Consider the following 13,570-nt stretch of genomic DNA (forward strand, 5'->3'; position numbering starts at 1 on the left):
TCCCTTCTGCGTTCCTTCGACGCGGCGCGCGCCGTCGCCGATCCTACCTTCGGCGGATGAGACCACCGTGAGATCACCCGAGGCACTGCGGCCCGAGCAGCCCCTTCAGCTCTCCGTACAGATCAGCGGTGACCCGAACCGGATGGGGCACCTCGAACACCTTGGCCGCACGACCTCTGTGGAGCTTGAGCGTGACCTCTGTGTCTCCCGGATGCCGCCCCAGGACGGCGGCGAGTTCTCCGACGACGCGCTCGGTGGCACGGTTCTCCGGCATCAGGAGGGTCAGCGCCCCCGTGATGTCGACGGCGCCGAGGTCGGGGACGAAGGCGGACTGGGCGTGCAGGTTCAGCCCGTCGTCGCGGCGCGAGACGCGCCCTCGCACCACGAGGATCGAGTCCGCCTGCAGCATCGAGGAGAACTCGGTGTAGGTCTTGCCCATGAACATGACCGTCACTTCGCCGTCGAAGTCCTCCACGGTGATCATCCCGTAGGGGTTGCCGCTCTGTTTGGCCACGCGGTGCTGGACGCTGGTGACGAGCCCGGCGACGGTCACCTGATCACCGTCGTCGATCGTCTCCGACGCGAGGAGATCGTGGATGCTGGTCGATGCGTGCTTGGCCAGCGGGATCTCCAGGCCCGCGAGCGGGTGATCGGAGACGTACAGACCGAGCATCTCGCGTTCGAACGCCAGCTTGTCCTTCTTCGTCCACTCGGGGCGTTCGGGCACCTTCTGTGCCTGCGCGGGTTCGTCGTCTCCCCACAGCGAGTCGAAGTCGAAGCCGACCTCGCCGTGCGCCTCGCGGCGTTTGTCCAGCACGGCGGCTTCGGTCGCATCCTCGTGGATCTCCATGAGCGCGCGCCGCGTCGACCCGAGGGAATCGAAGGCGCCCGCCTTGATGAGGGACTCCACCGTGCGCTTGTTGGCCACGTGCACCGGGACCTTCGCCAGGAAGTCGTGGAAGCTCGCGAATCCCCCGTCCCCCCGCGACGCGACGATTCCGTCGACCACGTTGGTGCCGACGTTCCGCACGGCGCCGAGGCCGAAGCGGATGTCGTCACCGACGGCGGCGAAGAAGCGGATCGACTGACCGACATCCGGAGGGAGCACCTTGATGCCCATACGGCGGCACTCGTTGAGGTAGACCGCCATCTTGTCCTTGGAGTCTCCGACGCTTGTGAGCAGCGCCGCCATGTACTCGGCGGGATAGTGGGCCTTCAGGTACGCGGTCCAGTACGAGACCAACCCGTACGCCGCGGAGTGGGCCTTGTTGAAGGCGTAGTCCGAGAACGGCAGGAGGATGTCCCACAGCGCCTTGATGGCAGCTTCCCCGAATCCGCGTTCCTTCATCCCCCCGGAGAAGCCTTCGTACTGCTTGTCGAGTTCGGTCTTCTTCTTCTTGCCCATCGCCCGGCGGAGGATGTCGGCCTGACCCAGGGAGAAGCCGGCGACCTTCTGCGCGATCGCCATCACCTGCTCCTGGTAGATGATCAGGCCGTAGCTGATGTCGAGGATCTCGCGCAGCGGTTCCTCGAGCTCGGGGTGGATCGGGGTGACGTCCTGCTGCCCGTTCTTGCGCAGCGCGTAGTTGATGTGCGAGTTCGCGCCCATCGGACCGGGTCGGTACAGCGCGATGACGGCGGAGACGTCTTCGAAGTTGTCCGGTTTCAGCAGGCGCAGGAGCGATCGCATCGGACCGCCGTCGAGCTGGAAGACGCCGAGCGTATCGCCGCGTGCCAACAGCTCGTAGGCGGCGCGGTCGTCGAGCTCCAGGTGCTCGAGATCGAGCTCCTCTCCGCGGTTGGTGCGGATGTTGTCGAGGGCGTCGGAGATGATCGTGAGGTTGCGCAACCCCAGGAAGTCCATCTTGATGAGCCCGAGGGATTCGCACGACGGATAGTCGAACTGGGTGACGATCTGCCCGTCCTGCTCGCGGCGCATGATCGGGATGATGTCGAGGAGGGGCTCGCTCGACATGATGACGCCCGCCGCGTGGACACCCCACTGGCGTTTGAGGCCCTCGAGCCCCAGAGCACGGTCGAAGACGGTCTTCGCCTCCGGGTCGCCGTCGATGAGCGCGCGGAACTCGCTGGCCTCCTTGAAGCGCGGGTGCTGATTGTCGTACATGCCGCTCAGGGGCATGTCCTTGCCCATCACGGCCGGCGGCATCGCCTTGGTCAGCCGTTCCCCCATGCTGAAGGGGAATCCGAGGACCCGGCCGGCGTCTTTGAGCGCCTGCTTCGATTTGATCGTGCCGTAGGTGACGATCTGCGCCACGCGCTCGGAGCCGTACTTCTCGGTCACGTAGTCGATGACCTCGCCGCGGCGCCGGTCGTCGAAGTCGACGTCGAAGTCGGGCATCGAGACGCGGTCGGGGTTGAGGAAGCGCTCGAAGATGAGGCCGTGCTCGAGCGGATCGAGATCGGTGATGCGCATCGCGTAGGCGACCATCGAGCCGGCACCCGAGCCCCGCCCGGGGCCGACGCGGATGCCGTTGTCCTTGGCCCAGTTGATGAAGTCGGCGACGACGAGGAAGTAGCCGGGGAACCCCATCTGCAGGATGATGCCGGTCTCGTACTCCGCCTGGCGGCGCACGCGGTCCGGGATGCCGTCCGGGTAGCGGTAGTGCAGGCCGGCCTCGACCTCTTTCACCAGCCAGCTGTCCTCGGTCTCCCCCTCGGGCACGGGGAAGCGGGGCATGTAGTTGGCGCTGGTGTTGAACTCGACCTCGCAGCGCTCCGCGATCAGCAGGGTGTTGTCGCACGCTTCGGGATGCTCGCGGAAGATCTGGCGCATCTCCTGCGCCGTCTTGATGTAGTAGCCGTCGCCGTCGAACTTGAACCGGTTCGGATCGTCCAGCGTTGAGCCCGATTGGACGCACAGGAGCGCCGCGTGCGCGTCGGCCTCGTGCTGGTGTGTGTAGTGGGAGTCGTTCGTGGCGACCAGGGGGATGCCGAGGTCTTTCGACAGGCGGATGAGGTCGCTCATCACCCGCCGCTCGATCGAGAGCCCGTGATCCATGATCTCGGCGAAGTAGTTCTCCTTGCCGAAGATGTCCTGGAACTCCGCCGCGGCCGCGCGCGCCGCGTCGTACTGCCCGAGGCGCAGACGCGTCTGCACCTCGCCCGACGGGCAGCCCGTCGTGGCGATGAGACCCTTCCCGTACGTCTGGAGCAGCTCCCGGTCCATACGCGGCTTGAAGTAGTACCCCTCGATGCTCGACAGGGAACTCAGTCGGAAGAGGTTGTGCATGCCCTCTGTACTGTGGCTCCACATCGTCATGTGGGTGTAGGCACCCGACCCGGAGACGTCGTCGCTCTTCTGCTCCGGACTCCCCCACGCGACGCGGGACTTGTCACTGCGATGCGTCCCCGGCGTGACGTAGGCCTCCAGCCCGATGATCGGCTTCACCCCCGCCGCCTTCGCGGCGTTGTAGAACTCGAATGCGGCGAAGGTGTTTCCGTGGTCGGTGACGGCGATGGCGGGCATGCCGTAGTCGGCGGCGGCCTGGGTCATCGCTCCGATCTTCGCCGCTCCGTCGAGCATCGAGTACTCGCTGTGCACGTGCAGGTGAACGAAAGAGTCGGCAGCCACCCCTCGAGTCTACGAACGTCGCCGACGTGCTCCGCGGCCCGTCCTCGCCTGCCGTGGAATCCCGCGCCCAGGTCACCTGACGCTCAACCAGAGGGTGAGACTCGGCACGCACGCACCCTAGGGTGAGGGGATGGCGACCCCTGACTTCGTCCTCGACCTGCGTCGGCACATCGGAACCCGTCCGCTCCCGCTGGTGGGGGTCACGGCGGTGATCTTCCGCGACGAGAAGGTGTTGCTCGGCCGACGCAGCGACAACGGCGCCCTGACACCGATCACCGGCATCGTGGGTCCCGGCGAGGAGCCGGCGGATGCGGCCGCACGCGAGGCGCGGGAGGAGGCGGGCGTCGTCATCCACGTCGATCGCCTGGCCTGGGTGCACCAGATCCCGCGGATCACCTACGGGAACGGCGACCAGGCGGACTACCTCGATCTGACCTTCCGATGCACGTGGGTCTCCGGGACGCCCGAGCCGGTGGACGGGGAGATGACGGACGTCGGCTGGTTCGACCTCCACGACCTCGACGCGGTGTCCGCGGAGATGCGGCGTCGCATCGCGCACGCGATGGCCGAAGACGACCCGGCTCGCTTCGAAGGCGGCCGCTGACGCCCTTGAGGCCTCATCCGTTGCGCAGGATGTCCAGCGCGCCGGCGAGGTCTGCCGGGTAGGGAGACTCGAACGTGGACCACTCCCCCGTCGCCGGGTGGGTGAAGGCCAGCCGGTGCGCGTGCAGCCACTGCCGCGTCAGTCCGAGACGCGCGGCCTGCGTCGGGTCTGCTCCGTACAGCGGATCGCCGACGCACGGATGGCGGTGCGCCGCCATGTGCACCCGGATCTGGTGGGTGCGTCCGGTCTCGAGGTGGATCTCGAGGAGGGCCGCGCCGCGGAAGGCCTCAAGCGTCTCGTAGTGGGTCACCGAGTCCTTGCCGTCCGGCGTCACGGCGAACTTCCACGAGTGCGACGGATGCCGCCCGATGGGTGCGTCGATGGTGCCGGACAGCGGGTCCGGGTGCCCCTGCACGACCGCGTGGTAGATCTTCTCGACCTCGCGCTCCTTGAATGCGCGCTTCAGGGCGGTGTACGCCGACTCCGTCTTGGCGACCACCATGAGCCCGCTCGTTCCCACGTCGAGGCGGTGGACGACTCCCTGGCGTTCCGCCGCTCCGGTCGTCGCGATCCGGTATCCGCCGGCGGCGAGGGCCCCGAGGACCGTCGGCCCGTCCCAGCCGACGGACGGGTGCGCGGCGACCCCCGTCGGCTTGTCGACGACCACGATGTCGTCGTCGTCGTACACGACGCCGAGGTCCGGGACGGCGACCGGAACGATTCGGGGTTCGGCGCGCGGGGTCCAGGAGACCTCGAGCCACGCTCCCGCACGCAGACGGTCCGACTTGGACATCGCTCGGCCGTCCATCCGCACGCCGTCGCCGTCGGCGACCTCGGCGGCGAAGGAGCGGGAGAAGCCGAGCATCTTCGCCAGCGCGGCGTCGACGCGCGCGCCGTCCAGCCCGTCGGGGATCGGAAGACTCCGGGATTCCATATCAGCCGGCCCGACCCGCGGGGTCGGCGTCCGACGCCGGATCCTCCTCGACGGCGCGGCTCTCCCTCGTGCCGTCCATCCGGAGGCCGGACACGACGAGGATGGCGACACCGATCATCATGGAGACGATGAAGATGTCGGCGATGTTGTAGATCGCAGGAGGGAATCCGAGCCACATCCACGGGGTGTTGATGAAGTCGATCACGTGCCCCACGGCGAAGCCCGGTTCACGGATGAGGCGATCGGTGAGATTGCCGAGCACGCCGCCGAGCAGGAGGCCCAGCCCGACCGCCCAGAGACGGGAAGACACACGCGTCGCCGCGAGCCAGACGATGATCACGGCCACGATGGCGGGTGCCAGCGTGAACACCCACGTGGCCCCCTCGCCGAAGGAGAAGGCGGCACCGGGATTGCCGATGAGGTAGAACGACAGGAAGTCACCGAGGACCGGCACGGTCTCCGCGTACGGGAGGTTCTCGAGGGCCAGGTGCTTCGTGAACTGATCGGCGGCCAGCACCGTCACCGCGAGGATCGCGATGAGGGCGCCGGCCGCCGAACGACGAAGCGGTCTTTTCGCCGCCAAGTTCTTACAGGCCGATGGCAGACACCGGCTGCGCGCCGGACGTCGTCGCCGTCGTCTCGAGGTCGCGGAGCTTCCCCTCGATGTAGCTGCGCAGCTGCGAGCGGTAGTCGCGCTCGAACTGACGAAGCTCGGAGATGCGGTTCTCGAGCGTGGCGCGCTCGCGGTCGAGGCGTGCGACCTCTTCGCGTCCGCGGGTCTCGGCCTCCGAGATGATCGACGCAGCCTGCGCCTGCGCGTCGGCGATGAGCTGATCGCGCTGTGCGCGCCCCTCCGCGACGTGCTCGTCGTGGAGGCGCTGGGCGAGCTCGATGATGCCGGCGCTGGCGGCGCTCGGAGCAGTGGAGCTCGTCGCCTCCGGAGCCGGAGCAGCCTCGACGGCGGGCGCGGGCTTCTCTTCCTCGGCGGGGACGGACGCCTCTTCGGCGGCCTCCTCCGGCGCGGAGCCCGACTCGTACGCGGCGAGCTTGGCCTTCAGCTCCTCGTTCTCCGCGATCGTCTTACGCCATTCAACGACGATCTCGTCGAGGAAGTCGTCGACCTCGTCCGGGTCGAAGCCCTCCTTGAAGCGAACGTGCTGGAACTGCTTGGTGACGACGTCATCCGGGGTCAATGCCATGGTGATTCCTCTTTCGAGCGCTCTGGTCGCTGGCCGATGTCCGGGCGGCCGACCTGGGCGGCCGGTCGTATCTGGAAAGCATAGTCGCCGGGTGCGGACACTGTCGAAGACGCCGACCGCGGCGGTGTGGTGATCAGGCCCCGGCGATGCTCCGCGTCACGCTGAGCAGGATGAAGCACAGCAACATCGTCAGCGCGAAGCCGAAGTCGATCGCGACAGTGCCGACACGCAACGGCGGGATGAAGCGACGGAAGGTCCGGATCGGAGGGTCCGTGACGGTGTACACGACTTCCGCCGCGACGAGCCCCGCTCCACGCGGACGCCACTCGCGGTTGAAGATCGGGATCCACTCCAGCACGAGTCGGGCGAACAGCACGAAGACGTACAGGAGAAGCAGGAAGTTGAGTATCGATGCGATGAGTTGGACGACGGCCACGTAGCCAGACTACGGCTGCGTGAAGGGCACGGCGTCCGCGTCGGCATGCGCGACGGCGCCGTCGCCCGACACCGCGACGTTCTCCGGCGAGAGCAGGAAGACCTTGCTGGTGACGCGCTCGATCCGTCCGTACAGGCCGAGAGACAGCCCACTGGCGAAGTCGATGAGACGGCGCGCGTCGGCGTCGCTCATCTGCGACAGGTTGATGATGACGGGGATGCCGTCGCGGAAGTTCTCGGCGATCGTCTGCGCATCCCGGTACTGCTTCGGGTGGACGGTCAGGATTTCGCTGACGGTCGCGGGCGCGGGCTGACGGACCACGGCGGGACGGTGGAGAGGTGTCACGGGAGCGGCCTTTTCGACGGTGGCGGTCTTGTTCCGATTCGTCGGCTGCGGAGCCGGCTCCTCGTAGACCTCTTCCTCGTCGGCCAGACCCAGGTACACCATGGTCTTCTTGAGCGGGTTCGACATCGCATCCTCCGTTGTGCTCATCTGTTCTGAGGTTAACCGCGGAGCGGGCGCGGACCCGTGATTGCCGAGCCGATGCGCAGGTGTGTCGCGCCGGCGGCGATCGCCTCTTCGAAATCGCCGGTCATCCCCGCCGAGATCGCGGAGGCGGACGGCGCCACGCCCCGGACGGACTCGGACATCCGGGCGAGGCGCGCGAAAGCGCGCGCCGGCTCTTCGTCTAGAGGCGCCACCGCCATCACGCCTCGCAGGCGCAGGGCGCCCAGGCCCACGACATGCTCGGCCAGGGCCAGGAGACCGTCGGGATGGACACCGCCACGCCCCGGATCGTCGGTGAGGTTGATCTGGAGGAAGACGTCGAGGACGTCGTTCCCCGTCGTCTCGGCGGCCGCGTCCAGAGCGTCGGCGATCCGCGGCCGATCCACCGAGTGCACGGCGGCGGCGGCGGACCGGATCGCGCGGGCCTTGTTCGTCTGAGCCTGCCCGACGAAGTGCCAGCGCAAGTCGGCGAGGTCGGCGAGGTCGCCCGCCTTCGCGCTCAGCTCCTGCTGGCGGTTCTCGCCGACGTCCCGGACACCCGCCGCGTAGAGCTCCCGTACGAGAGAGGCGGGGTGGAACTTGGTCACCACGATCCGGGTGATCTCCGCCGGGTCCCGGCCGTGCACGCGTGCCGCCGCGGTGATGCGCGCGTCGACGGCGCCGAGACGACCGGTCAGGGTCTCGGCGCCGTCGCGAGCGGAAGCATCGATCACGGCTGGATCGGCGTCACTTCAGGAAGTCGGGGATGTCGAGGTCGTCATCGCCGAAGGCGGAGTCGTAGCTCGTGTCCGCGGTGACGCTCACGGGCACAGGTGCCGCTTCGGCGCGCTCGGGCGCCGGGGTCTCGGGGACGGCCGCCGGCATGGCGGGAGGCGTCATGACGCGGGCCGCGGTGATCGGCTCGATCCGCGCCTGGGGCTCGCCGCCGTCGAAGCCGGCGGCGATGACCGTCACGCGCACCTCGTCGCCGAGCGTGTCGTCGATGACGGTTCCGAAGATGATGTTGGCCTCGGGATGCGCGGCCTCCTTCACCAGCTGGGCGGCGTCGTTGATCTCGAAGATGCCGAGGTTCGACCCGCCCTGGATGGACAGCAGGACACCGTGCGCCCCCTCGATCGAGGCCTCGAGCAGGGGCGACTCGACCGCCAGCTCGGCAGCCTTGATCGCGCGATCGGCACCGCGGGCGGAGCCGATGCCCATGAGCGCCGAACCCGCGCCCTGCATGACCGATTTGACGTCGGCGAAGTCGAGGTTGATCAGACCCGGCGTGGTGATCAGGTCGGTGATGCCCTGCACACCGGCCAGCAGCACCTGGTCCGCCGTGGCGAAGGCCTCGATCATCGAGATCCCGCGGTCGCTGATCTCCAGGAGGCGGTCGTTCGGAACGACGATGAGGGTGTCGACCTCTTCCTTGAGTCGCGAGACACCCGCTTCGGCCTGGCTCTGGCGGCGGCGACCCTCGAAGGAGAACGGCTTGGTCACGACACCGATCGTGAGCGCTCCGATCGACTTGGCGATCTTGGCGACGACGGGCGCTCCGCCCGTACCGGTTCCGCCGCCCTCGCCCGCGGTCACGAAGACCATGTCGGCTCCGCGCAGGGCCTCCTCGATCTCCTCGGTGTGGTCCTCTGCGGCGCGGCGACCGACCTCGGGGTCGGCGCCGGCACCGAGGCCGCGCGTGAGCTCGCGTCCGACGTCGAGCTTCACATCCGCGTCGCTCATCAGCAGTGCCTGAGCGTCCGTGTTGATCGCGATGAACTCCACCCCGCGCAACCCGAGCTCGATCATGCGGTTGACGGCGTTGACGCCGCCTCCACCCACGCCGACCACCTTGATGACAGCGAGGTAGTTCTGGTTCTGGCTCATGCCGGCCTCCGTAGCGCCCTAAACCTGCGTAACCTTCAACTTCTCGTTGAGGTATAAAGAATTACCCGGTATGCAATTCCTAGCTCGAAGGTAGGCCGCGCTCCCCACCGCGCCCGCACCGACCTGGGCGTGTCGCGACATCGCCTCCGGATGTCTTGCGCGGGTCAGCTGAAGACGACGGATGATGGGGACGAGACGTCGTAGACGCGGACGTCCGCCGGCGGGCGGGCGGTCATCGCCGCCTCGAGGACGACGGCCTTCAGCCCCGAGTCCTCGGCACTCCCCCACACCACCCGCGTGGCGGTCGCACCCAGCACGAGGGTGACGTCGTCCGCGGTGGAAGCCTCCACCTCGGTCACCTGCGCCGCGATGTCCGCCGGAAGGGAGCGGACGACCCGTCCGGCCGCGTCGAACGCGTCCCCCTGCGCACCCCCGTCGATCCGAAGGATCGGGGTCCCGGGCCCTGTCTCAGCCGTCGTGGACAGCACCACGCCGGCCGCGTCCACGAGGGTGAACCCGGAGGAGCTCTCGAAAACGCCGATGGGCGTGCGCTCCACGACACGGACGACGAGCTCATGCGGCGGACGCGCTTCGATCGCGTACGTCTCGATGAGGGGGAACTCCGCCAGCACCTCGTGCACGGCATCCGCGTCCACGAGGGGCAGCGGTGTCCCGATCTGATCGCCGAGGGCGGCCTCCACCCGTGTCACGTCCAGCTGTTCGGCACCGATCACCCGCACCTGCTCGACCGCGAACAGCGGGCTGTAGGCGACGCCGAGGGTGGCGAGGCCCAGGAGGAGAACCGCGCCGCACGCGCCCAGCCACGCCGCGCGCCGCCGGCGCTGCCGCACCGTGAACCGGCGGACTTCGGCGCGCAGGGCCTTCCGCCGCGCTCGCGCGGCACGCCACACGTCCCTCATGCGCACCGGTCCGGGGGCCGGCGCCTGCTCATCCTCCGAGGATGTCGGCGGCGAGGCCGACGGGGGCGAGGAGGGCGCCGCCTCGAGCGGGATCACCGTGGCGAGGATCGACTCCTCCGTCGGCGTGCCGCCGCCCTCGAGGGCGCCGCTCTCCGAAGCCGGGGAAGCCTCAGGCCGATCGCGCCGAGCGCCGCCGTCGTCGACCGGCGGTGGAAGAGGCGTCGGCCGGCGCATTCCTCAGCGCCCGCCTCGGTCGCCGACATCCTCGAGGGCGCCTAAGACCTGGGGGATGATGAGGTTCACGTTGCCGCAGCCGAGGGTGATGATGAAGTCGCCCTCTCGCGCCACGGACGCGGCGTAATCGGCCGCCTTCTGCCAATCGGGCACATAGTGCACAGCCGAAGGGTCGCGGAACGCGCTGCTGACGAGCTCGCCCGTCACACCGGGCACCGGGTCTTCGCGGGCACCGTAGACGTCGAGCATGACCGTGTGATCGGCGAAGCGCTCGAGCACGTCCGCGAACTCGCGGTACATCTCCTGCGTCCGCGAGTAGGTGTGCGGCTGCTGGATGGCGATGATGCGACCCGTCCCGACCACGCTGCGCGCACCCGCGAGGGCCGCCTCCACCTCGGTCGGGTGATGCGCGTAATCGTCGTACACGCTGACACCGCGTCGCACACCGTGCAGGTCGAACCGCCGCACCGTCCCGGCGAAGCCTCCGACGGCACGGACGGCATCCTCGAGCCCGATGCCGAGCGCGCCGAGGACCGCCACCGCGCCCGCGGCGTTGATCGCGTTGTGGACTCCCGGCACCGGCAGCTCCGTGTGGAGGGTGCGGCCGTCCGCCGTCAAGGAGAAGCGGAGCCCGCCCTCGGTGTCGACGTCATGGACGCGTACCGTGGCGTCCTCCGACTCGCCGAACGTGATCACTCGCTCATGGGACAGGCGCGTCCGCACCTCCCGGGCCCCGGGATCATCCGACGAGATCACCACCGCCTCCGACGCGCGGTCGGCGAAGCGCACGAAGGCGTCGAAGAACGCCTCGCGCGAGCCCCAGTGGTCGAGGTGGTCGGGGTCGACGTTGGTGACGAGGGCGACCGCCGTGTCGTAGAGGAGGAACGTCCCGTCGGACTCGTCCGCCTCGATCACGAACAGGTCGTCCGATCCCGTTCCGCTGGAGACCCCGAGCTGCGCGATCACACCGCCGTTGACGAAGGTCGGGTGGACATCGAGGCCCTGGAGGGCGGTGACGACCATGCCGGTCGACGTCGTCTTCCCGTGCGCCCCCGCGACCGCGACCAGGCGTCGACCGCCGATGAGCCAGTGCAGCGCCTGGGATCGGTGGATCACGGCGAGTCCGCGCTCGCGGGCGAGCAGGAGTTCGGGATTCTCCGGCCAGATCGCGCCGGTGTGGACGACCGTGTCGGCATCCGTGGGCAGGTGGGCGGCATCGTGACCGATGTGGACGTCCGCGCCGAGCGCCGCCAGCTCGCGCAGGACCGCACTGTCGGCGCGATCGGACCCGGAGACGCGGATGCCGCGCGCGAGGAACATGCGCGCGAGTCCGGACATGCCCGAACCGCCGATCCCGATGAAGTGGGCGGCGTCGATGCGATCGGGGATCGGGAGGCTGAGGTCGGGTCTGATCATGGCCCGACAATCCTAGGTCCGCTCGCTCCGCCTCCCCTGTGGGCGCGCGGAGAGCCGCGCGTGTGTCGACACATTGATACATGGATGATACAAAAGACGCATGGTCATCGATCTCAGCGACCCGATCCGGGCGCAGCGTGGGATTCCTCGCCCTCGCCTTCGCGCTGTCCGTCCGGGTGGCCACCGTCGCCATGGAGCGACGGATCCTCGCGCATCCGCAGCCGGCGACCGACGGGCTCGAGCTGGCCTGGTCGAACTCTTCCGCACCGACGCACTCCGCTCGCTGCGGATGAGCGCGGCACTCGCGACCGTCGGGCAGGGTCGACTCCGCGCCGACCTCCTCCCCCGCGCGCCGCGTGCGATCGCCGGCGGGAGACCGGCATGATCGTCATCGACCCGCGCTCCCCGGTGCCTCCGTTCGAGCAGCTCCGCACACAGATGACCGACGCGATGGTGTCGGGCGAGCTGGCGCCCGGATCCCGACTGCCCACCGTCCGTCGTCTCGCCGAGGATCTGGGCATCGCTCCCGGCACCGTCGCGCGCGCCTATCGCGAACTCGAATCGACGGGCTTCATCGAGACGCGAGGCCGCAACGGAACCTTCGTCGCTCCCCGCGGCGACGAGGCCGAGAGACGTGCGCAACGCGCAGCCGCCGACTTCGTCGCGCAGATGCGGGCACTGCGGGTGGATGCGGCCACCACGGTCGACCTCGTGACCGCCGCGCTGCGATCGCCCGCCGCGGACGGGGGTCCCGTCACCTCGTGACGCGCGCCGCAAGGACCTCGTCGACCACCGCGATCAGATTCTCCGTGCCGCGTCGCGTGCCCACGCGCGCAGCGGCGTCGGCCATCGCGGCGCGACGTGGGGAATCCATGAGGAGCGGCACGATGTCACGCCGAACCGTGTCGCCGTCGAACCCCGCGTCGTCCACGAGGACGGCGGCACCGGCGTCCACTGCTGATGCCGCATTGAGCGCCTGCTCCCCGTTCCCGACGGCGTAGGGCACGTACACCGCGGGGAGGCCGAGTGCACTGATCTCGCTCACCGTGGCCGCGCCGGAACGCGAGACGACGAAGTCGGCCGCCGCGAAGGCGTGGTCCATCCTGTCGATGTAGCGGCGGACGACGTAGCCGCGGACACCGGGATCGGTGAGCTCGGACCTCTCCCCCGTCACGTGCACGAGCTGCCAGCCGGCGTCCAGGACATCCCGCCACGCGGCGTCGTGTCCCTCGCCGAACGCCTCGTTCAATCGCTGCGCGCCGAGCGAACCGCCGAAGACGAGCAGCGTCGGGCGGTCGAGGTCGAGCCCGAGATCCATGGCCGCGCGCGGGCGCACGGACTCCACGTCGAGGTCGACCAGCTCGCGCCGGAGCGGCATCCCGACGAAACGACCGCCGCGCAGCGGCGTCCCCTCGAAGGCCACCCCGACGGCGGCGGCCCGGCGGGCACCGAGCACGTTCGCGAGGCCGGGCTTGGCATTGGCCTCGTGCACGACGACGGGGATGCCGGCCCGACGCGCGGCGACGTAGGCCGGAGCCGCCGCATAGCCGCCGAACCCGACGACGACGTCGACCCCATGCGCGCGGATGTGCTCGCGGACCTGAGCGACGGCACGACGGAAACGCGCGGGGAAGCCGACCGCGGCGCGATCCGGGCGGCGCGGGAAGGGCACCTTGTCGACGATCAGCAGCTCGTACCCGCGCGCCGGGACGAGGCGGGATTCAAGACCCTCCCGCGTTCCCAGGACAAGGATCCGGGCATCGGGTTCCCGCTCGCGCAGACCGTCCGCCAAGGCGAGCAGAGGGTTGACATGTCCGGCTGTCCCGCCGCCGGCCAGAAGATACGTCGTCACCGCATCGACC

At 69.1% G+C, this 13,570-nt stretch carries 14 protein-coding genes; 3 read left to right on the forward strand and 11 right to left on the reverse strand.

Annotation, left to right across the window (positions count from 1 at the left end):
* Positions 1-73: 73 nt before the first annotated feature.
* Positions 74-3,544 carry a DNA polymerase III subunit alpha gene (dnaE, locus tag LTL01_RS10565; protein ID WP_236968611.1) on the reverse strand — a complete coding sequence of 1,157 codons (3,471 nt, stop codon included), beginning with the start codon at positions 3,542-3,544 and terminating at the stop codon, positions 74-76.
* 178 nt (positions 3,545-3,722) lie between these two features.
* Between dnaE and LTL01_RS10570 the strand changes: the two genes are divergently transcribed.
* Entirely contained in the window at positions 3,723-4,196 is a 474-nt protein-coding gene (locus tag LTL01_RS10570; protein WP_236968533.1) for an NUDIX hydrolase, read from the forward strand.
* Positions 4,197-4,209: 13 nt separating this feature from the next.
* On the opposite strand, the gene LTL01_RS10575 is transcribed toward LTL01_RS10570, so the two are convergent.
* The 9 genes from LTL01_RS10575 to murC form a co-directional block, all read right to left on the reverse strand.
* The gene (locus tag LTL01_RS10575; protein ID WP_236968534.1) at positions 4,210-5,130 is read right to left on the reverse strand and encodes an RluA family pseudouridine synthase; all 921 of its coding nucleotides are present in this window, start codon (positions 5,128-5,130) and stop codon (positions 4,210-4,212) included.
* 1 nt (position 5,131) lies between these two features.
* Entirely contained in the window at positions 5,132-5,713 is a 582-nt protein-coding gene (lspA, locus tag LTL01_RS10580; protein ID WP_272877976.1) for a signal peptidase II, read from the reverse strand.
* Positions 5,714-5,717: 4 nt separating this feature from the next.
* Positions 5,718-6,329 (reverse strand): DivIVA domain-containing protein, encoded by a 612-nt coding sequence (locus LTL01_RS10585; RefSeq protein ID WP_236968535.1) that lies wholly within the window; start codon positions 6,327-6,329, stop codon positions 5,718-5,720.
* 133 nt (positions 6,330-6,462) lie between these two features.
* Positions 6,463-6,765, reverse strand: a complete 303-nt coding sequence (locus LTL01_RS10590; RefSeq protein ID WP_053547282.1) for a YggT family protein — start codon at positions 6,763-6,765, stop codon at positions 6,463-6,465.
* A 9-nt stretch (positions 6,766-6,774) separates the two neighbouring features.
* Positions 6,775-7,236 carry a cell division protein SepF gene (locus LTL01_RS10595; RefSeq protein ID WP_053547281.1) on the reverse strand — a complete coding sequence of 154 codons (462 nt, stop codon included), beginning with the start codon at positions 7,234-7,236 and terminating at the stop codon, positions 6,775-6,777.
* A gap of 32 nt (positions 7,237-7,268) precedes the next feature.
* The gene (locus LTL01_RS10600; RefSeq protein WP_236968536.1) at positions 7,269-7,985 is read right to left on the reverse strand and encodes a YggS family pyridoxal phosphate-dependent enzyme; all 717 of its coding nucleotides are present in this window, start codon (positions 7,983-7,985) and stop codon (positions 7,269-7,271) included.
* A gap of 13 nt (positions 7,986-7,998) precedes the next feature.
* A complete protein-coding gene (ftsZ, locus tag LTL01_RS10605) occupies positions 7,999-9,138 on the reverse strand; it encodes a cell division protein FtsZ (RefSeq protein ID WP_236968537.1) in 1,140 nt (379 codons plus the stop codon).
* A gap of 164 nt (positions 9,139-9,302) precedes the next feature.
* Entirely contained in the window at positions 9,303-10,058 is a 756-nt protein-coding gene (locus tag LTL01_RS10610; protein ID WP_236968538.1) for an FtsQ-type POTRA domain-containing protein, read from the reverse strand.
* 237 nt (positions 10,059-10,295) lie between these two features.
* On the reverse strand, positions 10,296-11,708 hold the full coding sequence (gene murC, locus LTL01_RS10615; protein ID WP_236968539.1) for a UDP-N-acetylmuramate--L-alanine ligase: 1,413 nt from the start codon (positions 11,706-11,708) through the stop codon (positions 10,296-10,298).
* Positions 11,709-11,788: 80 nt separating this feature from the next.
* Between murC and LTL01_RS10620 the strand changes: the two genes are divergently transcribed.
* Entirely contained in the window at positions 11,789-12,001 is a 213-nt protein-coding gene (locus tag LTL01_RS10620; protein WP_236968540.1) for a hypothetical protein, read from the forward strand.
* Between the two features lie 88 nt (positions 12,002-12,089).
* On the forward strand, positions 12,090-12,473 hold the full coding sequence (locus LTL01_RS10625; RefSeq protein WP_236968541.1) for a GntR family transcriptional regulator: 384 nt from the start codon (positions 12,090-12,092) through the stop codon (positions 12,471-12,473).
* On the opposite strand, the gene LTL01_RS10630 is transcribed toward LTL01_RS10625, so the two are convergent.
* Entirely contained in the window at positions 12,463-13,560 is a 1,098-nt protein-coding gene (locus LTL01_RS10630) for a UDP-N-acetylglucosamine--N-acetylmuramyl-(pentapeptide) pyrophosphoryl-undecaprenol N-acetylglucosamine transferase (RefSeq protein ID WP_236968542.1), read from the reverse strand. The two genes, LTL01_RS10625 and LTL01_RS10630, sit on opposite strands and share 11 nt — an antisense overlap.
* Positions 13,561-13,570: the final 10 nt, after the last annotated feature.

Source organism: Microbacterium aurantiacum, from assembly GCF_021654035.1.
In the GTDB taxonomy this organism is placed as follows: domain Bacteria; phylum Actinomycetota; class Actinomycetes; order Actinomycetales; family Microbacteriaceae; genus Microbacterium; species Microbacterium aurantiacum.

Coding starts and splice junctions, on each gene's coding strand:
- LTL01_RS10610 (WP_236968538.1), bottom strand. CDS start 10,058: ATGAGGGACGTGTGGCGTGCCGCGCGAGCGCGGCGGAAGGCCCTGCGC.
- ftsZ (WP_236968537.1), bottom strand. CDS start 9,138: ATGAGCCAGAACCAGAACTACCTCGCTGTCATCAAGGTGGTCGGCGTG.
- LTL01_RS10575 (WP_236968534.1), bottom strand. CDS start 5,130: ATGGAATCCCGGAGTCTTCCGATCCCCGACGGGCTGGACGGCGCGCGC.
- murC (WP_236968539.1), bottom strand. CDS start 11,708: ATGATCAGACCCGACCTCAGCCTCCCGATCCCCGATCGCATCGACGCC.
- dnaE (WP_236968611.1), bottom strand. CDS start 3,544: ATGCTCGACGGAGCGGCGAAGATCGGAGCGATGACCCAGGCCGCCGCC.
- LTL01_RS10585 (WP_236968535.1), bottom strand. CDS start 6,329: ATGGCATTGACCCCGGATGACGTCGTCACCAAGCAGTTCCAGCACGTT.
- LTL01_RS10625 (WP_236968541.1), top strand. CDS start 12,090: ATGATCGTCATCGACCCGCGCTCCCCGGTGCCTCCGTTCGAGCAGCTC.
- LTL01_RS10595 (WP_053547281.1), bottom strand. CDS start 7,236: ATGTCGAACCCGCTCAAGAAGACCATGGTGTACCTGGGTCTGGCCGAC.
- LTL01_RS10570 (WP_236968533.1), top strand. CDS start 3,723: ATGGCGACCCCTGACTTCGTCCTCGACCTGCGTCGGCACATCGGAACC.
- LTL01_RS10620 (WP_236968540.1), top strand. CDS start 11,789: ATGGATGATACAAAAGACGCATGGTCATCGATCTCAGCGACCCGATCC.